General features: G+C 63.5%; 14 protein-coding genes and 1 pseudogene. 10 read left to right on the top strand and 5 right to left on the bottom strand.

Annotated features, from left to right (window positions below; translation table 11 throughout):
- The first annotated feature begins 1 nt into the window (after position 1).
- The 7 genes from EN845_RS04410 to EN845_RS04380 all read left to right on the top strand — a co-directional run bounded on the left by EN845_RS04410 (position 2) and on the right by EN845_RS04380 (position 10,148).
- Positions 2-1,993: a heme lyase CcmF/NrfE family subunit gene (locus tag EN845_RS04410; RefSeq protein ID WP_127871347.1), complete on the top strand. Its 1,992-nt coding sequence runs from the start codon at positions 2-4 to the stop codon at positions 1,991-1,993.
- The gene (locus tag EN845_RS04405; RefSeq protein WP_127871348.1) at positions 1,990-2,457 is read left to right on the top strand and encodes a cytochrome c-type biogenesis protein; all 468 of its coding nucleotides are present in this window, start codon (positions 1,990-1,992) and stop codon (positions 2,455-2,457) included. The genes EN845_RS04410 and EN845_RS04405 overlap by 4 nt, the downstream gene beginning before the upstream one ends.
- Before the next feature lie 129 nt (positions 2,458-2,586).
- Positions 2,587-4,137, top strand: a complete 1,551-nt coding sequence (locus tag EN845_RS04400; protein ID WP_127871349.1) for a Do family serine endopeptidase — start codon at positions 2,587-2,589, stop codon at positions 4,135-4,137.
- 359 nt (positions 4,138-4,496) lie between these two features.
- Entirely contained in the window at positions 4,497-5,171 is a 675-nt protein-coding gene (locus EN845_RS04395; protein WP_023771592.1) for a response regulator transcription factor, read from the top strand.
- Between the two features lie 8 nt (positions 5,172-5,179).
- Positions 5,180-6,658, top strand: coding sequence for a HAMP domain-containing sensor histidine kinase (locus EN845_RS04390; protein ID WP_127871350.1), 1,479 nt, complete (start codon positions 5,180-5,182; stop codon positions 6,656-6,658).
- Complete coding sequence (locus tag EN845_RS04385; protein WP_127871351.1) at positions 6,658-9,618, top strand: bifunctional [glutamine synthetase] adenylyltransferase/[glutamine synthetase]-adenylyl-L-tyrosine phosphorylase; 2,961 nt, start codon at positions 6,658-6,660, stop codon at positions 9,616-9,618. The genes EN845_RS04390 and EN845_RS04385 overlap by 1 nt, the downstream gene beginning before the upstream one ends.
- 50 nt (positions 9,619-9,668) lie before the next feature.
- Positions 9,669-10,148 (top strand): hypothetical protein, encoded by a 480-nt coding sequence (locus EN845_RS04380; RefSeq protein ID WP_127871352.1) that lies wholly within the window; start codon positions 9,669-9,671, stop codon positions 10,146-10,148.
- A 45-nt stretch (positions 10,149-10,193) separates the two neighbouring features.
- On the opposite strand, the gene EN845_RS04375 is transcribed toward EN845_RS04380, so the two are convergent.
- On the bottom strand, positions 10,194-12,515 hold the full coding sequence (locus EN845_RS04375; RefSeq protein WP_127871353.1) for a PAS domain-containing sensor histidine kinase: 2,322 nt from the start codon (positions 12,513-12,515) through the stop codon (positions 10,194-10,196).
- Positions 12,516-12,838: 323 nt separating this feature from the next.
- Here EN845_RS04375 and EN845_RS04370 point away from each other — a divergent pair.
- Both EN845_RS04370 and EN845_RS04365 read left to right on the top strand, forming a co-directional pair.
- Positions 12,839-13,094: pseudogene (locus EN845_RS04370) on the top strand (type II toxin-antitoxin system RelE/ParE family toxin).
- Position 13,095: 1 nt separating this feature from the next.
- Positions 13,096-13,395 (top strand): addiction module antidote protein, encoded by a 300-nt coding sequence (locus tag EN845_RS04365; protein WP_127871354.1) that lies wholly within the window; start codon positions 13,096-13,098, stop codon positions 13,393-13,395.
- A 48-nt stretch (positions 13,396-13,443) separates the two neighbouring features.
- On the opposite strand, the gene pepN is transcribed toward EN845_RS04365, so the two are convergent.
- The gene (gene pepN, locus EN845_RS04360; RefSeq protein WP_127871355.1) at positions 13,444-16,089 is read right to left on the bottom strand and encodes an aminopeptidase N; all 2,646 of its coding nucleotides are present in this window, start codon (positions 16,087-16,089) and stop codon (positions 13,444-13,446) included.
- A 272-nt stretch (positions 16,090-16,361) separates the two neighbouring features.
- Here pepN and EN845_RS04355 point away from each other — a divergent pair, with 272 nt between their 5' ends.
- Positions 16,362-17,327 (top strand): DMT family transporter, encoded by a 966-nt coding sequence (locus EN845_RS04355; RefSeq protein ID WP_127871356.1) that lies wholly within the window; start codon positions 16,362-16,364, stop codon positions 17,325-17,327.
- On the opposite strand, the gene EN845_RS04350 is transcribed toward EN845_RS04355, so the two are convergent.
- Genes EN845_RS04350 through EN845_RS04340 form a run of 3 tightly spaced genes read right to left on the bottom strand, consistent with a single transcriptional unit; the run spans position 17,328 to position 19,759 of the window.
- Entirely contained in the window at positions 17,328-18,140 is an 813-nt protein-coding gene (locus EN845_RS04350; protein WP_127871357.1) for a helix-turn-helix transcriptional regulator, read from the bottom strand.
- 54 nt (positions 18,141-18,194) lie between these two features.
- Positions 18,195-19,064: a uracil-DNA glycosylase gene (locus EN845_RS04345; RefSeq protein WP_127871358.1), complete on the bottom strand. Its 870-nt coding sequence runs from the start codon at positions 19,062-19,064 to the stop codon at positions 18,195-18,197.
- A gap of 50 nt (positions 19,065-19,114) precedes the next feature.
- Positions 19,115-19,759: a hypothetical protein gene (locus EN845_RS04340; RefSeq protein WP_127871359.1), complete on the bottom strand. Its 645-nt coding sequence runs from the start codon at positions 19,757-19,759 to the stop codon at positions 19,115-19,117.
- Positions 19,760-19,952: the final 193 nt, after the last annotated feature.

The raw sequence follows: 19,952 nt of genomic DNA, 5'->3' as shown, positions 1-19,952 counted from the left end.
AATGGTTGAGACCGGACATTTCGCCCTGGTTCTGGCGTTCGCGCTTTCGCTGGTGCAGACCATCGTGCCGCTGTTTGGCGCGCGGCTGAACAACCAGCGCCTGATGGCGGTCGGCGGTCCGGTCGCGGTGACTGGTTTTGCCTTGACGGCCCTGTCCTTCGCGGCACTTGCGAGCGCCTATGCAAGTTCCGATTTTTCGCTGGCGAACGTCTGGGAGAACTCGCATTCGCTGCAGCCGCTGATCTACAAGATCACCGGAACCTGGGGCAATCACGAAGGCTCGATGCTGCTCTGGGTGCTGATCCTGACCTTCTTCGGCGCGCTTGTCGCCGCTTTCGGCTCCAACCTGCCGGCGACGCTGCGCGCCAACGTGCTTGCCGTGCAGGGCGCCATTGGCGCAACCTTCTTCCTGTTCATCCTGGTGACGTCCAATCCCTTCGTCAGACTCAATCCGGCGCCGATCGAAGGCCGCGATCTCAACCCGATCCTGCAGGACCTTGGCCTCGCCATTCATCCGCCGCTGCTCTATCTCGGCTATGTCGGCTTCTCGATCTGCTTTTCCTTCTCGGTCGCGGCCCTTATCGAGGGCCGCATCGATGCTTCCTGGGCGCGCTGGGTGCGGCCATGGACGCTGGTCGCCTGGATGTTTCTGACCGGCGGCATCGCCATGGGATCGTATTGGGCCTATTACGAGCTCGGCTGGGGCGGTTTCTGGTTCTGGGATCCGGTCGAGAACGCTTCCTTCATGCCTTGGCTGGCGGGCACCGCGCTGCTGCATTCTGCCATCGTGATGGAAAAGCGCTCGGCGTTGAAGATCTGGACGCTGCTGCTCGCCATTTTGACCTTCTCGCTGTCGCTGCTCGGCACCTTCCTGGTGCGTTCGGGCGTCCTGACTTCCGTCCACGCCTTTGCCACCGATCCGACGCGCGGCGTCTTCATCCTGTGCATCCTGACGCTGTTCATCGGCGGCTCGCTGGCGCTGTTTGCGTTGCGCGCCTCGAGGCTGACGGCAGGCGGCCTGTTCCATCCGATTTCGCGCGAAGGCGCGCTCGTCCTCAACAATCTGTTCCTGACCACGGCGACCGCCACCGTGCTGGTCGGCACGCTCTATCCGCTGGCGGTCGAGGCTTTTTCGGCCGGCAAGATTTCGGTCGGCGCGCCGTTCTTCAACCTCACTTTCGCCCCGCTCATGGTGCCGCTGCTGGTGATGGTTCCCTTTGGGCCGCTGCTGGCCTGGAAGCGCGGCGATGTCCTTGGCGTCGCGCAGCGTCTGATGATGGCTTTCGCGGCCGCCCTTCTGGCGACGCTGGTCACTGCCCTGTTCGTCGACGGCGCTTCGGTGCTTGCCGCGCTTGGCGTTGGCCTCGCCGTCTGGCTGATCCTTGGCGCGCTGACCGACCTCGCCGTCAAGGCAGGATTAGGCAATGTCGCCGCGCCGGTCATGGTCAGGCGCCTGGTTGGTTTGCCACGCTCGGTCTTCGGGACCGCTTTGGCGCATCTCGGCCTTGGCCTGACGGTGCTCGGCATTGTCGGCACGCTCTGCTTCGGCACGGAGAAGATCCTGTCCATGCATGCTGGTGAAACCGTCGAAATCTCCGGACGCGTGGTGCGTTTCGTCGGGCTCTATCCGGCCCGGGGACCGAACTACAGCGAGGATCGCGGCCGTTTCGAGCTGATCGGCGTCAGCGGCAGCCCTGTCGGCGAAATCAGCTCCGCCAAGCGTTTCTATCCGGTGCGGCAGATGACGACGACGGAGTCCGGCATCAAGACCATCGGCCTCTCCCAGCTCTACATTTCGCTCGGCGACGAGGGCAAGGACGGCTCGGTCGTGGTGCGTCTGTGGTGGAAGCCGCTGGTGACGCTGATCTGGGGCGGCGGCCTGGTGATGATGGCGGGTGCCGCCATGTCGCTGATGGACAGGCGCCTGCGGGTCGGCGCCCCTTCGCGCCGCCGCAAGCAGGCGAGCGCGGTGGCGCCGGTGGTCCTGCCATGAGTGCAAGGTTTTCGCTGACCTCGATTGTCCTGTTACTTGCATTGCTCTTCGCCGGCACGGCAATGGCGGTGAAGCCTGACGAGATGCTGGCCGACCCCGCTCTGGAGGCACGGGCGCGGGCGCTGTCGGAAGGCTTGCGCTGCATGGTCTGCCAGAACCAGTCGATCGACGAATCCGACGCCGACCTTGCTCGCGACCTGCGTATCCTGGTGCGACAACGCCTTGTCGCCGGTGATACCGACCAGCAGGTGATGGACTATGTGGTCTCCCGGTACGGCGAGTTCGTTCTGCTGAAGCCGCGTTTCGACCTGCGCAACGCGTTGCTGTGGGGCACGCCCGTGCTGTTGCTGCTGGTGGGAGGCGGATTCATTGTGTTGACCGCGCGGTCGCGCCGGACGCTGGCGACGAAATCCCTGTCAGCCGATGAACAGGCGGCATTGGACACGATCCTGGACCGCGACTGACGTCTGCGCTGCGCGCCAACATTACCAAAGTTTCATGTGCCGGAAATGGCGTCGTAATGTGCGCCGCTCTAATTCTCGTTCTTGAGGATGCCGATCAAGGCGCGTCCGTTGAAAGAGGATAAGAGAACCATGAATATTGCCCCCAATTCATATTCCCGCACCCGCAAGCGTCTTCTGGCTGCCGCCGCGTCCATCGCTGTCGCCGGCGCGATCGGCGTTGGCGCGCTGACCAGTGGAACCAGCCCCGTTCTGGCTGACGCCGTGCGTGTGGAGGCTCCCCAGGTTCCGAGCTTCGCCGATGTCGTCGAGCGCGTTTCGCCAGCCGTGGTCAGCGTCAAGGTCAAGGCCAAGCTGCAACCGACCGCCGATGACGGTTCCGACGATCAGGGCGGTTTCGACAATCTTCCCAACAATCCGCAGTTGCGCCGCTTCTTCAAGGAATTCCGCGGCTTTGGTGACCAGAATGGCCAGAACGATGAAGGTCAGCGCCGCTTCGGTCATCGCGATCGCAACAACGACCAGCCGCGTCCGGTGGCGCAGGGCTCAGGCTTCTTCATCTCCGAAGACGGTTATCTCGTCACCAATAACCATGTCGTCGAAGAAGGCACCGCCTTCACCGTGGTGACCAATGACGGCAAGGAACTCGACGCCAAGCTGGTCGGCACCGATCCGCGCACCGATCTCGCCGTGCTCAAGGTCGATGGTGGCGGCAAGTTCACCTATGTCGACTTCGCCGACGATTCCAAGGTTCGCGTCGGCGACTGGGTCGTGGCTGTCGGCAACCCGTTTGGCCTCGGCGGCACCGTCACCGCCGGCATCGTCTCGGCGCGCGGCCGCGATATCGGCGCCGGCCCCTATGACGATTTCCTCCAGATCGACGCCTCGGTCAACCGCGGCAATTCGGGTGGCCCGACCTTCAACCTCAACGGCCAGGTGGTCGGCATCAACACCGCCATCTTCTCGCCTTCGGGCGGCAGCGTCGGCATTGCCTTCGACATTCCGGCCTCGACCGCCAAGCAGGTCGTCGGAGATCTGATGAAGAACGGCGCGGTCCAGCGCGGCTGGCTCGGCGTCGAAATCCAGCCGGTCACCTCCGACATCGCCGAATCGCTCGGTCTGAAGTCCAACAACGGCGCCCTGGTTTCGAGCGCCCAGGACGACGGTCCCGGCAAGAAGGCCGGCATCACCGCGGGTGATGTCATCACCCAGGTTGATGGCAAGGACGTTGCCTCGCCGAAGGAACTCGCCCGCCTGATCGGCGCCTATTCGCCGGGCAAATCGGTTGACGTCACCGTGTGGCGTGACGGCAAGAGCCAGACGGTCAAGGTCGATCTCGGCAAACTGCCCATCAGCGACAAGCAGGCATCGGGCGACCAGCAGCAGCAACCCTCCGCTCCGGCAAAGCCGGACACGCTCGCCGATCTCGGCCTCACCGTCACCAAGTCTGAAAACGGCAAGGGTCTGGTGGTGACCGACGTCGACCCCGACAGCGCCGCCGCCGATCGCGGCATCCAGCCGGGCGACGTCATCACCGCGGTTAACTCGGCGGAGGTCAACGGCACCGACGACGTCACCAAGGCCATGGCCGATGCGGTCAAATCCGGACGCAAGGCGGTGCTGATGCAGATCACCCGCGACGACAACAACCGCTTCGTCGCGCTGCCGGTGGCCAAGGGCTGAGACGACTTTTCCAATGCGGCGGTTTCAACACCCCCGAGTCGCCGCATGGGAAAGCAAGAAGGAGAGCCCGTTAGTCAGTCATCGCGCTCTTCTTCAGTGGCAGCGGGCTTCCCATCGCCCGCTGCCGCGCGCCGCATATGGGTGCCCACATCACGCTCTCGTGCCCGAAGCCGGTCGGTTCGGTGGTCGCGGGGGGAAACGACATGACCGGGAACTGGCATGTCCGGCGCAACGACGCCACGGAACAAGGATTTCATCGCGCACGCTCTCGATCATCTTGATCGCGATGCGCTTTGGCAAAGGCTAGAATGCAGATGCCGGCTACTCAATCTTCCAGCGAAATCGCGTATAACGGCCCTATGAAGATTCTCGTCATAGAAGACGATCGCGAGGCTGCGGATTATCTGCAGAAAGCCTTCACGGAAGCCGGTCATACGGCACATGTCGCCGGTGACGGCGAGACCGGCTTCGCGCTTGCCGATGCGGGTGATTACGACGTGATGGTCATCGACCGGATGATGCCGCGCCGCGATGGCCTGTCGGTCATTGCCGCTCTCCGCTCCAGGGGCAACACGACACCAGTGCTCATCCTGTCGGCGCTGGGCGAGGTCGATGACCGGGTCACCGGCCTGCGTGCCGGCGGCGACGACTATCTGACCAAGCCCTATGCCTTTTCCGAACTTCTGGCGCGTGTCGAGGTGCTGAACCGACGCGCCAGCGCCAAGGAGGCCGAGACCGTCTACCGGGTTGGCGACCTTGAACTCGACAGGCTGTCGCATTCTGTCCGCCGGGCCGCGCGTGAGATCACGCTGCAGCCGCGCGAATTCCGCCTGCTCGAATATCTCATGCGCCATGCCGGCCAGGTGGTGACGCGCACCATGCTGCTCGAAAATGTCTGGGATTATCATTTCGATCCGCAGACCAATGTCATCGATGTCCACGTCTCGCGGCTGCGCGGCAAGATCGAAAAGGGCTTCGACAAGCCGATCCTGCACACGGTTCGAGGCGCCGGCTACATGCTGAAGGGCGGCTAGGCGACAGCATGGCTCTTTCCGTGCCCGCCATCATGAAGACGACGGCAGCGCGGCTTTCGGCGCTTTATTTCCTGCTTTTCGCGCTGTGCGCCGTGCTGCTGGTCTTCTACATGACGTCGCTGTCAGCGAGCATGCTGACCGGGCAGACGCAGGACACAATCAATGATGAGATAATAGGCTTGGCCAGCGCCTACAAAAAGGGCGGCTTGCCATTGCTGGTGCGTGTGGTCGAAAACCGCTCCCGCCAGCCTGGTGCCAACCTCTATCTGATCGCCGACACCAATGGCCAGATCCTGACCGGCAATGTGCAGGCCCTGGAGCCGGGTGTAATCGATACCGAGGGCTGGACGACCGAGCCGTTCTCCTACAAGCGCTTCGGCGAAGGTGAGCTTGATCGTTTGCGCAGCGGAGCGTCCGACCAGACGACGTCTCCTTCAACTGGCGACAACGCGGTGCAGGCTGAAGGCGAGAAGGGCCACAATGCCATCGCGCTGGTGCTGCGGCTGCCCAATCAGATGATCCTGCTGGTTGGCCGCGATCTCGGCGAACCGGAGCGTTTTCGCGCCGTTATCCGCCGCTCGCTGATGCTGGCGCTCGGCATGATGGGGCTCGGCGGACTGCTAATCTGGTTCTTTGTCGGCCGCGCCGCGCTGAAGCGCATCGACAGCGTGTCGGAGGCCAGCCGTCGCATCATGGGCGGCGATCTCAGTGGCCGATTGCCGGTTACGGGCACCGGCGACGAATTCGATCGGTTGTCCGAAAACCTCAATTCCATGCTGGCCAGGATCGCCACGCTCAATGAAGGCTTGAAACAGGTTTCCGACAACATCGCGCATGATTTGAAGACGCCGCTGACGCGGCTGCGCAACCGGGCCGAGGCGACGCTTTCCGGCAAGCAGAAGACGTCGGACTATCGGCAGGCGCTGGAGGGTACCATCGCCGAGTCCGACCAGCTGATAAAGACCTTCAACGCCATCCTGATGATCTCCCGGCTGGAGGCTGGATATTCTTCCGAGCACACCAACCGCGTCGATCTGGCGGCTGCCGTGCGCGATGTGGTCGAGCTCTACGAGCCGGTGGCCGAGGAGGCTGGCGTTTCGCTGGACGCCGAGGTGAACGGTGCTTTTGCCGTTGACGGCAACCGCGAACTGATCGGCCAGGCGCTCTCCAACATCGTCGACAATGCGATCAAGTACTCGACCGATGCCACGTCCAAGCCGGCGGTCCGCGTGGCGCTCGAACGCACGCATGGCGAGATCAGGCTTTCCGTCGCCGACAACGGCCAGGGCATTCCAGACGATGCCGATCGCGCCCGGGCGACGGAGCGCTTCGTGCGGCTGGAGAAAAGCCGTTCGCAGCCTGGTTCCGGCCTTGGCCTCAGTCTCGCCAAGGCGGTCATGACATTCCACTACGGCCGGCTTGACCTGTTGCCCGGCAATCCGGGACTATCCGTGGTCATGAGTTTCCCCACACGCGAGGACCACTGATGGCGGCCGTTGCCAAGCGGAGCAAGACAGACTGGTTGCTGAGCCTGGAAACCCCGCTTGTCCCGCTCGACGAGGGGCGGGCGCGGCAGGAACTGGCCGAAATCGCGGACGCAGCGCGCGAAGAAGGGCTGACACGGGCGGCCAAATTCCTGGCCGGCAAGGGGACGGCGCAGGATTTCCTGGCCGCCGTCTTCGACCTTTCGCCGTTCCTGCGCGATACGGCGCGCCGCCGGCCGCAAATCCTCGACGGCCTCTTCGACCTGCCGATCGAGGCCCGCCTGAAAGCGATCACCGCCGCGATCGACCAGGCGCCGCTGGCCGAAACGGTCTCGGAATCCGGCCTGATGATGGAGCTGCGTCAGCATAAGGCCGAGGCGCATTTCCTGATCGCGCTAGCCGATCTCTCGGGCGAGGCCGAGACGTCGCTGACAGTAAGGCGCTTGAGCGATCTCGCCGACGCCTGCACCCGCGCGGCCGTCGATTTCCTGCTGCGTGACGCGCATGGCCAGGGCAAACTCAGACTGCCAGACCTCGACAGCCCGTCGCATCAATCGGGCTGGATCCTGCTTGGAATGGGCAAGCTCGGCGCGCATGAGCTGAATTTCTCGTCCGATATCGACCTCGTCGTGTTCTTCGATCCGGAAGCGCCCGCCGTGGTCGATCCCCTCGACGCCACCGATTTGTTCTCGCGCCTGACGCGCCGGCTGGTGCGCATCCTGCAGGATCGCACCGAGCACGGCTATGTCTTCCGCACCGATCTGAGATTGCGTCCCGATCCCGGCTCGACCCCGCTGGCGATTCCGGTTGAAGCCGCGCTGCGCTACTACGAGGCGCGCGGCCAGAACTGGGAGCGTGCCGCGATGATCAAGGCGCGCCCGGTGGCAGGCGATCTGGCGGCCGGCGATGCCTTTCTCAAGGAACTCCAGCCCTATATCTGGCGCAAATACATGGACTACGCCGCGATTGCCGACGTCCATTCGATCAAACGCCAGATTCATGCCCATAAGGGTCACGGCGAGATCGCCGTGAAGGGGCACAACGTCAAGCTTGGGCGCGGCGGCATCCGCGAGATCGAGTTCTTCGTCCAGACCCAGCAGCTCATCGCCGGCGGCCGCTTCCCGGAGCTGCGCGGCCGCGAAACCGTGCCCATGCTCGGTCAGCTCGCGGCTCGGGGCTGGATCACATCGGATGCGCGTGACGCGCTCGCCCGCCAGTACTGGTTCCTGCGCCGGGTCGAACACGCCATCCAGATGGTGGCCGACGAGCAGACGCACACGCTGCCGGAAGACGATGAAGGGCTGGAGCGCATCGCCCGCATGCTGGGCTTTGCCGACGCGGCCGCTTTTGCCGGGGCGTTCCGTGCCTCGCTGCAGCAGGTCGAGCGCCATTATGCGGCGCTGTTCGAAACGGCGCCCGAGCTTTCGGCCGGCATCGGCAATCTTGTCTTCACCGGTGACGTCGACGACCCGAACACACTGCAGACCCTGCACGGTCTCGGCTTTCAGCGGCCAAGCGACATTTGCCGGGTCATCCGCGGCTGGCATTTCGGGCGCTATCGCGTCACCCAGTCGGCGGAGGCGCGCGAGCGGCTGACGGAACTGACGCCGGCACTGCTCAAGGCCTTTGGTCAGACGCGCCGGGCTGACGAGGCGCTGGTCCGTTTCGACGAGTTCCTCGCTGGTCTGCCGGCCGGCATCCAACTGTTCTCGCTGCTGCAGTCGAACCCCGCACTGCTCAAGCTGATGGCGACGATCATGGGCGCGGCGCCCCGGCTGGCGGCGATCATCACCCGTCGGCCGCATGTCTTCGACGGCTTGCTCGACCCGGCATTGCTGACCGAGCTCCCCGACCGCGCCTATCTCTCGGCGCGGCTTTCCGCCTTCCTCGAAGGCGACAGGGCTTATGAGGACGTGCTCGACCGGCTGCGCATATTTGCTTCCGAGCAGAAATTCCTGATCGGTGTGCGGCTGCTCGCGGGCTCCATCGACCCGGTCCGCGCCGGCCGCGCTTTCTCCGATCTGGCGGACCTGACAATCGCGGCGGCGTTGCAAGCGGTGACGTCCGAATTCGCGGTGCGCCACGGCACGATTGCCGGCGGGGTGGTCTCGCTGCTCGGCATGGGCAAGCTTGGCAGCCGCGAGTTGACCGCCGGGTCGGATGTCGATCTCATCCTGCTCTACGATCACGATGCGGACGCCGAGGATTCCGATGGCGACAAACCGCTGGCGCCGTCGCATTACTACTCCCGCATGACGCAGCGGCTGATATCGGCGGTATCGGCGCCGACGGCGGAGGGGGTGCTTTACGAACTCGACCTGCGTTTGCGGCCGTCCGGCAACAAGGGACCGGTCGCCACCCATGTCGATGCCTTCAAGAAATACCAGCGCCAGGAGGCCTGGACGTGGGAACACATGGCGCTGTCGCGGGCGCGTGCCATCGCCGGTGATGATGGCTTGTGCGGTGAGGTCGAGGCGGAAGTTGCCGCGGTGCTTGGCCAGTCGCGCGATGCGGCAAAGGCGAGGGCCGAGGCCTCGGAAATGCGTGCCATGATCGAGCAGGAAAAGCCGCCCCGCGACCTGTGGGACATCAAGCTGATCCCGGGCGGTCTGATCGATCTCGAATTCATCGCCCAGGTGGCTGTCATCACCGGGCAGGTCGAGGCCGGACCGCGCGCCACCGGTACGGCCGAGATCCTGTCTCGCCTGACGCCCCGTTTCGCCAATGCCGCGATCAGGCAGGACCTTGGCGATGCTTACGCCCTTTATCTGGCGCTGACCCAGATGACGCGGCTGTGCCTTACCGGACCCTTCGAACGTGACGACGTTCCGCCGGGGCTTTCGGATCTGCTTCTGGCGGTCACCGACCTGCCGGATTTCGGTGTGCTGGAGGCACATCTCAAGGAGACGTCGCAAAAGGTCAGGAAGGATTTCGACCTTTTGCTTCGTGCCGGGGGTTCGTGACCAACGACCGTCCGGCCGCATCGGGGGTGACGATGCAACAGGAGAAAATCATGAGAAAGACGACCAAGCTCGCACTTGCCTTCATCGCCCTGGCCGGAGCCGTCGGCGGCGCCGCCTATGCCGAGAATGTCGGCAGCGCAAATATGCGTCAGCGCACCATGATGCGGCTCGACAAGGCGATGAAGGACAATGACGGCACCATCACCTTCGATCAGTTCTCCAATGTCATGGACGCGCGGCTGAAGAAGCTTGTCGCCGACAATGGCGGCAAACTGACTGTCGCTCAACTCGCCGACGCGCTGGAGAAGGCACGCTTCGAACGCATGGCCAGGCGCATCATCGCCCGTTACGACAGCAAGGGCGACGGCACGCTGACCGCTGATGACATCAGCGGCCGCGAGAGGAAGCTTTTCGCCGTGCTCGACAAGAACAATGACGGCAAGATCGAGAAGGGCGAACTGCCGAAGCGCGGCCGCTTTGGCCATGACCGCCAATGGGATCACGAAGGCAACGACGGCGGCCTGCAGTAGGATTGGTTGATGCGGGCTCCGACATCGTCGGCCGCAGCCTGTCGCTCAGGCCGCGGCCTTGACCGCCGTTGGCGCCTTCTTCACGGGAATGCGCACCGACACGATCGTGCCGACACTCTCGGTGGAACGGATCTTCAGTGCACCGCCCTGCAACTCGGCCAGTGAGCGTGAAATCGCGAGGCCAAGACCGGAGCCGGCATGGTTCTTGGAAAACTGGTTCTGGACCTGCTCGAACGGGCGCCCGAGCTTGCCGAGCGCTTCCTTCGGGATACCGCAGCCATTGTCCTCGATCGTCAGCACCAGCGCGCCTGACGTGTTGCGGGCCCTGACCGATATGTGGCCGCCCTGGCCGGTGAACTTCACCGCATTGGACAGGAGGTTGATGACGATCTGCTTGATCGCCCGGCGATCGGCGAACAACGTCAGCGCGTCGGCGATACGCGTTTCCACGGTGATCGCCTTCTGCGCCGCCTGTAGCGACACGACACGCACCGTCTCGCTGATCAGCGGACCGAGATCGATCTGCTCCTGGTCCAGCGAGAACTGGCCCGCCTCGATCTTGGACATGTCGAGAATGTCGTTGATGACGCCAAGCAGGTATTTGCCGCTGCTGTTGATATCGGTGGCGTACTCTTCGTAACGCTCCGAGCCCAGCGGGCCGAACAGCCCCTGTTCCATCAGTTCGGAGAAGCCGATGATGGCATTGAGCGGTGTGCGCAGTTCATGCGACATGTTGGCCAGGAATTCGGATTTGGCCCGGTTCGCCGCTTCGGCGCGCTCGGTTTCCTTCATGTATTTGCGGTTGAGGTCGACCAACTCGCGCGCCCGTTCCTCTTCTGCCCGGCGGGCGAGGCTGAGATCATGGATGGTCGCCATCAGCCGGCGCTCGCTGTCGACCAGCTTTTCCTGGTGCAGCTTGATCTGGGTGATGTCGGACCCGACCGAGACGATGCCGCCGTCCCTGGTCCGGAGTTCGTTGACCTGAAGCCAGCGGCCGTCGGACAGCTGCCGCTCGAACGTGGCGCCGCCCTGCGGACCATTGGTATTGGCAAGCCGGCGTTCCGAAGCAAAGGCCAGCATCCGCTCTTCCAGGGACGCGCGCGTCACACCTGGCATTACGTCGCGATCCGAGAGCCCGTTGTCCTGCTGGTATTTGGAATTGCACATGATCAGGTGCTGAGCCGAATCCCAAAGCACGAAGGATTCATTGATGTTCTCGATCGCGGTCCTGAGGCGAAGATCGGCCGCTTCGGAGCGCAGCGCCAGATGCCGTTGCTCGGTGACGTCGACCGCGATGCCGATCAGCTGGATCTCCGGCGCTTCCGGATCCATGACCTGTGCCCGGGCGCGCATCCACACCCATTGGCCATCGGCATGCCGCATCCGGAACACCTGGTCGATATGATCGATCTCGCGCGCGACGATCTTGTTGGCGAGTTCGAACAGGTCGCCGTCCTCGGGATGGATGATCTCGTCGACCTCGCCGAAGGACAGCATCGTCTCGCAGGGCTCGTAGCCGAGCATGTCGTACATCGAGCGTGACCAGTACATCTTGCCACGCACCATGTCCCAGTCCCAAAGGCCGCAGCGGCCGCGCACCAGCGCCATGTCGATACGCTGATGTGCCTCGAGATAGATGCGGTCGGCTGCCTGCGCGCGCGCCGCCTGTCCGAAATAGGCATAGAGGATGATGATCAGCACGCCGGCCGTCAGCACGAACAGGGTGACGTTGAGCGAGACTGTCTTGCGCCAAGTGTCGAAGACCGCCTCTTGCGGCACAAGCGCCGCGGCGGCTCCCTTCCTGTCCTTGGACAGGCTGACCGCCGCGTACCAGTCCTGACCGCCGATGTTGACCTCTATGACACCGGCGCGATCGCCGAACATGAACAAAGGCTGGCCGCCCTGGACGAGGCCGTCGAGCGAATGGCCTTGCCAGGGCACCGAACGCGGCGTCACCGCGGTGATCCTGAAGGCACTGTCGGTGACGACCAACACGTGGCTGCGGCCCATCGCGCCCTGGCGGCTGGTGGTCTCCAGCAGGTCCTGGGTGGCGCCCGGCAGCGTGTCCGACGTGGTGGCGAGCGAACTGGCGAGCTGCGCGGCGGCCAGCGTCAGGATCGCCTTGGCATCGCGCTCGACATCGTCGCGCTCGTTCATCAGCGAGAGCACACGCAGCGCCGCGATGACGAGCAGGAAGATGACGATGAGGGCCGGTATCGACCGGCGCAGCAGCGGTTCAGCCGCAAGAAGCCGCTTGTAGGCCGGTTCGGCGATGAGCCGCGTATTCCCGGCAAGGCCGTCGCTGCGCGTCTCGCGACGCGCAAAAGCCATCCCACCGGGCGCGCCCCACGCGTCCGCCTTCGCCATAAATGGCACTCCCCGATTTCCAGTATGCCGCATTTCTATGTGCTGGTGACCCGGCAACACCGCACTTCCGAATCGCCATTAAAGAATCAAAGGTGATTCGCCTTGTCCAGTGGTCCGGCGAAAAAAGATTAAAAATCGACTTAAATAATGCTGAATCGACCCAATGCCCTTTTGAGCGCGACCCTATGGCGAGGGCTATGTGACAGAAGGCGAGTCGGATAAGAGCGGACCGATCCTTGAGCTTTCCTTGACGGGATGTAGTTTATAAACTACAAATCCCTATGATCGATCTAAAGCAGACCGAAACGTTCCGAAAATAGTGGATGCGGCTAAAGGATGAGCGCGCTCGTGGCGCGATCTTTGCCCGGCTTGACCGTCTTGCTTATGGGCATCCGGGAGACGTTGAGCCTGTGGGAGAGGGGATAAGCGAGTTGCGTATCCACCATGGCCCCGGCTTACCGCGTCTATTTTCAGAAGCGGGGCAACACGATCATCGTCCTCCTGTGCGGCGGTGACAAAGGCACCCAGAAGAAGGACATCAAGACGGCGAAACGTCTGGCACAAGAATGGAGCGAATGAGATGGCTGAGAAACTGACGACCTTTGATCCGGCTGAAGGCCTGACCTCCGATGAGGCGATTGCGGCATTCATGGCGGAAGCGTTTGCTTCCGAAGATCCTGGCTATATCGCGCATGCGCTGGGTGTCGTTGCGCGCGCTAAGGGCATGGCCCAAATAGCGAGCCAGACGGGACTTTCGCGTGAACAGCTTTATCGCTCGTTCAGTGAGAACGGCAATCCGACACTAAAAACCACGATTGCAGTGATGAAGGCCCTTGGAATCGAGTTGACCGCAAAGGCACAGCCCCATCAGTCGGTTTGATAGGCGCCGGGCACAGGAGAACTCTCCCATAGGCAGCGGAGTCTGCATTCACGCCAACGTGCGCTCGACGATATCGCGCAGATCCGCCGAGAGGTTTCCGGCATTGGCGATCGAAACCAGCGCTTCCCTGGCCTTGGCCTGCCGGCCCGGTTCGAGCGAACGCCAGGACCTGAGCGCCGTCGCCAGCCTTGCCGCCACTTGCGGGTTGCGTTTTTCGACCTCGAGCACCGTCTGCGTGAAGAAACGGTAGCCTTCCCCGTCGGCGCGGTGAAAGCCGGTCTGGTTGGCGCTGGAGAATGTGCCGATCAGCGAGCGCACCCGGTTCGGATTGCCCATCGAGAAGCCCGGATGAGCGGTCAGGGAGCGGACCGTGTCGACAGCCTGCGGCCCCGGCACGCCGGCCTGGATCTGGAACCATTTGTCCATGACCAGCGGGTCGGACGCATATGTCTTTTCGAAAGCCGCCAGCGCTATTTTCGCCTCCGGCGATCCGTGGTGACGATGCGCGAGCACTGCCAATCCGGCCGCGCGGTCGGTCATGTTGGTCGCGGACTGGAAATGCCCGGCCGCCAATGCCGATCCACCGGGCAGCAGCGAGAGATAATCCAGCAGAATGTTGCGCAAGGCGCGTCGTCCCGCGCTCGCCGCGTCGGGGCTGAAAGCGGTCTTGTCGGCAAGGCTGTCATAGAGGCCGGAAAATATCTCGCCGTTAGCCGTGGCGATCGCCAGCGCTAGCGCCTGGCGAGCTGAATGGATGGCGTCCGGATCGATGTTCTTGCCGATGTCACGCGCGATGTCGGCGTCGCCGGGCAGCGCCAGGGCAAGGGCCCGATAGGCTGGCTCCAGCGTCTCGTCGCTGGCGATGTTGCCGGCAAGCTCGGTCAGCTGTGAGGCGAAGTCCGGCTGTTTGCCGCCGAGGGTCTGGCGGAAGGCCGCGATCAGTGCATCGGTGAGCAGGGTGTTGAAGGCCTGCCAGCGCGAGAAGGCGTCGTTGTCATGGCGAGCGAGGAAGAACTGGTCAGCCGCCTTCTGCTCGACCGACAGCGTCACCGGTGCCGAAAAGCCGCGGTTGAGTGACACCGCCGGTCGTTCGGCAACGCCGGAAAAGCGCACCATGTGACGGCGCTTGCGGACATGGATGACACCGTCCTCGACGCTCGCGCCCTCGACGCCGCTATAACAGACAGGTTTGCCGCCGGCGCCGATCAGCCCAAAGGCGAGTGGTATATGCATCAGCCGCTTGCGGCTTTCCGACGGTGTCGGCGGCACCGACTGCTCGATCTCGAGCGTGAATTCCCGCGCGGCAGGATTGTGCGTCGAACTCACGGTCAGGTTGGGCGTGCCCGCCTGGTGATACCAGAGCGCAAATTGTGAAAGATCGCGGCCGGACGCCTCCTCGAACACCTTGATGAAGTCCTCGATGGTCGCGGCTTCACCGTCGTGGCGTTCGAAATAGAGGTCCATTCCCGCGCGAAAGGCCTCGGCCCCGAGAATGGTGCGGATCATGCGCACCACTTCGGACCCCTTTTCGTAGACCGTCGCCGTATAGAAATTGTTGATCTCGCGGTAGCGGCGCGGCCGCACCGGATGCGCCAGCGGTCCCTGGTCCTCGGGAAACTGGTGGGCGCGCAGCGTGCGCACTTCGGCGATGCGCTTGACCGCGCGCGAGCGCTGGTCGGCGGAGAACTCATGATCGCGGAAGACCGTCAGCCCTTCCTTCAGGCAAAGCTGGAACCAGTCGCGGCAAGTGATTCTGTTGCCTGTCCAATTGTGGAAGTACTCATGCGCGATGATCGCCTCGATATTGGCGAAATCGGCGTCCGTCGCCGTCTCCTGGTCGGCCAGGACGTATTTGTCGTTGAAGATGTTGAGGCCCTTGTTCTCCATCGCGCCCATGTTGAAGTCCGACACGGCGACGATGTTGAAGACGTCGAGGTCGTACTCGCGGCCAAACGCCTCCTCGTCCCATTGCATCGACCGCTTCAGCGCGTCCATCGCGTAGCCGGCGAGCGCCTCCTTGCCGGGCTCGACATAGATGCCGAGCTCGACCTTGCGGCCGGACAAGGTCACGAAACTGTCGGCGACCTGGCCGAGATTGCCGGCCACCAGCGCGAACAGGTAGGACGGCTTGGGGAAGGGGTCGTGCCAGCTGGCATAGTGCCGGCCATCGGCGAGATCGCCGCTCTCGACCGGATTGCCGTTGGACAGGAGCAGCGGCGCCTCGTCGCGCCGCGCCTCGATCCGCACCGTGTAGACGGACAGGATATCGGGGCGGTCGAGGAAGTAGGTGATGCGGCGAAAACCCTCCGCCTCGCACTGCGTGCAGTAAACGTTGTTCGAACGGTAAAGGCCCATAAGAGCTTCATTGCCGGCAGGCGCCAGTTCGGTTTCGATCAGCAGCTGGAAACGACGTGCGGCCGGCGGCTTGAGCAGCGTCAGCTGGTCGGGGCTCGCCAGCAGATCCGCCGCTTTCACCGTCTTGCCGTCGATCTCGACGCGCTTCAGCGTCAATCCATCGCCGTCGAGCACCAGCGGAGCCGATTCCGATATGCCCTCGCGGCGCTCGACGGTCAGTATCGCGGTGACGACCGTGGCCTGCGGCGAAAGACGGAAGTCAAGGTTGGTTTCCGGAATGAGGTAGTCGCTGGGGCGATAGTCCTCGAGTTTGAAGACCTGGCCTGTGTCAGTGCGCATTCCCTGGCTTTTCCTGTCTTTTCCGGGGACCGGACATGGTTTGACTGGTCCAAAAAAATTCAAAGTCCGCGCTCTTTACACGAAACATACCCTCGACAAAACTGCGCCAGAGCCTAATTCAGGCCTTCCTTTCGTCGTCGCGAGGCAGTCATGACCGCCGTCACACCGAAATTCGGGATGGGCGCTTTCGTTCGGTGCGCCGACAATGTCCCGTTCTGCCATTTCGAGACCCGCAACGTGCCCTCGACGGCGGGCAGAGACGCATTGCCAAAGTGACATCAGAAGCGAGGCCGCAACCAGAGACGACGGGTGGCCACGGCACGCTGAGAGGCATCGTGCTGAAGATCGTCTCCGTGACGGTCTTTGTCGGCATGCAAACCTGTATCAAGGCGGCAGGCGACGTGCCAGCGGGGCAGATCGTCTTCTTCCGTTCCTTCTTCGCCATCTTCCCGATCATCGCCTTCCTGGCATTGAAAGGACATCTGGCCACCGCTTTCGCCACGAAGCGTCCCTTCAACCACATCACGCGTGGCGTCGTCGGCGTCGGTGCCATGGGGCTCGGCTTTTTCGCGCTTACCAGGCTGCCGTTGCCTGAGGCGATCACCCTGAACTATGCACAACCGCTGCTGGTCGTGGTGTTCTCCTCGGTCTTCCTTGGCGAGACGATCCGCGTCTATCGCTGGAGCGCCGTCGCCATCGGCCTCATTGGCGTGCTCATCATTTCCTGGCCGGAGCTGACGTTGCTCAATTCGGATGAAGGGCTCGACGACCAGGAGGTCCTGGGCGTCATGGCCGCGCTGATGGCCGCGGCAATCTCGGCTGTCGCCATGCTGCTCGTGCGCAATCTCGTGCAGACGGAGAAGACGGCCACCATCGTGCTGTGGTTCTCGTCGACGGCGAGCGTGCTCTCGCTGCTGACGCTGCCCTTCGGCTGGCAATCGCTGACGCCAACGCAAGCCGCGCTGCTCATCATGGCCGGCTGTTGTGGCGGCCTCGGCCAGATCTTGATGACCGCGGCCTATCGCCATGCCGAAGCCTCGGTCGTGGCGCCTTTCGAATACACCTCGATGATCCTTGGGATCGTGGTTGGCTATCTCGTTTTCGGTGACGTGACCTCGTCCGGCACGCTGGTCGGTGGTGCGATCGTGGTGGCCGCCGGCATCTTCATCATCTGGCGCGAACGGCAACTGGGTCTGGAACGCACCCGCACCCGCAAGGCGGCCCTGCCGCAGGGGTGATCAGGACCGTTCCGACCGCTCCTTTGCCAGGCGTACCAGCGCCGCCCGTGTCTGCTCATCGGCCGGGAAAAAGGATTCGATCGCCAGTTCCGACAAGGTCACATCCAGCGGTGTGCCGAAGACCGTGATGGTGCTGATGAACGACAGCACCTGATCGCCATGGGCAAGCCTCAGCGGATGGACGATCGCATTCGGCTCGACCGGCGCCGGCCGGCTGCCCTTGACGCCTGAAGGATAGCCGCGCAGTTCGCGCTCCAGTTCGACCAGCACCGGATCGCCGGTGGCATCGTTCTGGCGCTTGAGACGCTCGATCAGGTGCGTGCGCCATTCCTGCAGGTTGACGATGCGTGGCGCGATGCCGCCGGGGTGCAGGCTGAGGCGAAGCACGTTGACCGGTGGTGTCAGCAGCGAAGCCTCGCCGACATCGGCAAGGAAAGGGGCGATCGCGGCATTCGCCGAAACCAGGTTCCAGTGCCGGTCCACCGCCAGCGCCGGAAATGGCTCATGCCCCTTGAGTACGGTCTCGACCGCCGCCATCGCCGGCGCCAGCGTCGTATCGGTGAGCGGCCGTTCGCCGAAGCTGGGCGCAAAGCCCGCGGCCAGCAGCAACTGATTGCGCTGCCGCAGCGGGATCGCCAGCTGCTCGGCCAGATGCAGCACCATGTCGCGCGAGGGTGCGGCGCGTCCGCTTTCGACGAAGGAGAGATGCCGCTGCGAAATTTCGGCCTCCACGGCGAGGTCGAGCTGGCTCATGCGGCGGCGCGTGCGCCATTCGCGGATGAGACTGCCGGCGGAGGTCTGCGAGCTTGTCATGGCCGCATGACTAGGCCGACGCTGAAGGCATTTCAATTACCTGCGAGGTCATCGCTAGCCGAGCGCCCGCAGCTTCGCCTTCACCTCGAGAAAGTCCCGCCATGCCAGCTTCTTGTGCGCGGGCGTCCGCAAGAGATAGGCCGGATGCAATGTCGGCATGGCCGGAATGGCAATGCCGGACGCCGTGGTGTGGACGCGCCAGTTGCCGCGCAGCCGCAGGATTCCTTCCGAAGTGTTGAGCAAGGTCTTGGCCGACGGACCGCCGAGATTGATCAGCACCTTGGGATTGACCAGCTCGATCTGACGCTCGATGAACGGCCGGCAGATTTCCGTCTCGTGCGGCGTCGGCGTGCGGTTGCCGGGTGGCCGCCAGGGAATGACATTGGCGATGTAGGCCGAGTTGCGGTCAAGACCGATCGCGGCCAGCATGCGGTCGAGCAGGCGGCCCGAGCGGCCGACGAAGGGCAGGCCTTCAATGTCCTCGTCACGGCCGGGGGCCTCACCGACCAGCATGACAGCGGCTTGCGGGTTGCCGTCGGCGAATACGAGGTTCTTGGCGGTGGCCTTGAGATTGCAGCCCTCGAAAGCGGCCATGTGCTGGCGCAGCTCGTCCAGGGACACTGCCGCGGTCGCCAATTGGCGCGCCAACGCAGCCTGCGCCTCGTCGGGCACGGCCGAGGTCGGCGGGCGCGGGGCCGGAGCATCCGGCACGGCGCGCGCATCGAATCGCGGCGGAGCAGCGGGCGGCTCCGGTGCGCCGCTTTCGCGTGGCGTCGTCGTCGGCATCCGCTCCGCCGGCTTCGGCGCGGCCTCCGCGAACCGGTTTACCGGCGCATCCTCCAGAGCCTCGTCCACACCCACGCTGGCATAGAAGGCGAGCAGATCGGCAAGATCGACCGGATTGTTGGGAGAGGCGGCAGTCATGGCCGCACCATCGTCCGGGCGGCGTCAATTTGCAACCTCGGCGAGGCGTCCTAGCCAGTGGGTATGCGCGGATCCTGCACGAGATAGAAAGTCCACCGCGGCGTGTAGTCCGTCATCAGGAATTCGAAGCTGGCGGTTTTCAGCGGATCGACCTTGCCGTTTTTGAACAGCAGCCGGTCATAGGGTTCGAAGTCGCGGTCGAAATCGGCGAAATTGCTCGACCAGATATTGTCCGGCGTCTTGTTGCGCTGGTCGAACGAAAGCCCATCGCCGAACACGCTCGGCTGGTCCAGTATTTCCTGCAGCTCGAACTGGAACTCGATCCATGCCTGGCCGCTGTTGTTGAGCACGTCGATGCGCATATACATGATGCCGTTGGCGAACTCGCCCGCCTTGCCGAAGGTCTGGATCGGCTTTGTGGTGCGGATGGTCAGCGTCACCGGGGTCGCCGAATTCAGCTCTTCGGTGATGACCAGCGGATCGTCCTTGGTTCCGATTCCGGACGCTCCGGTGATGCGGAAGCCGCCAAGCTCGTCCGAGAACGAGTACGCGCCTGTCGCCCACACTTTCACTTCATCCGCGACGGCATGACCCGGCGCCAACGCCAGAAGGGCAAAAATAACCGCCCGGCAGGCCCGGCCGGGCGTTGATGGAAAGCGCGTCGAAGATAAGCCGCCTGGCCCGGGAATGCGCATGGCGGGAAGTATGGCCGATAAGCAAGCCGTCGAACAATCAAAAACGCGAGCGAGGCGTGTTTCCAGGCGCAAACGGCTTATCCTGCGGCAAGGTGCGCGACTTTTTGGCCAAATCCGCATTGTCACGTATGCGCCGGTTTCCTGTCGCCAATTGATGCGCTATGCAGCGCAGGAGCCAGCAAGATGCGCCAAT

The organism is Mesorhizobium sp. M8A.F.Ca.ET.202.01.1.1, from assembly GCF_004791595.1.
In the GTDB taxonomy this organism is placed as follows: Bacteria; Pseudomonadota; Alphaproteobacteria; order Rhizobiales; family Rhizobiaceae; genus Mesorhizobium.
This window is presented reverse-complemented; position numbering and strand designations above follow the sequence as displayed.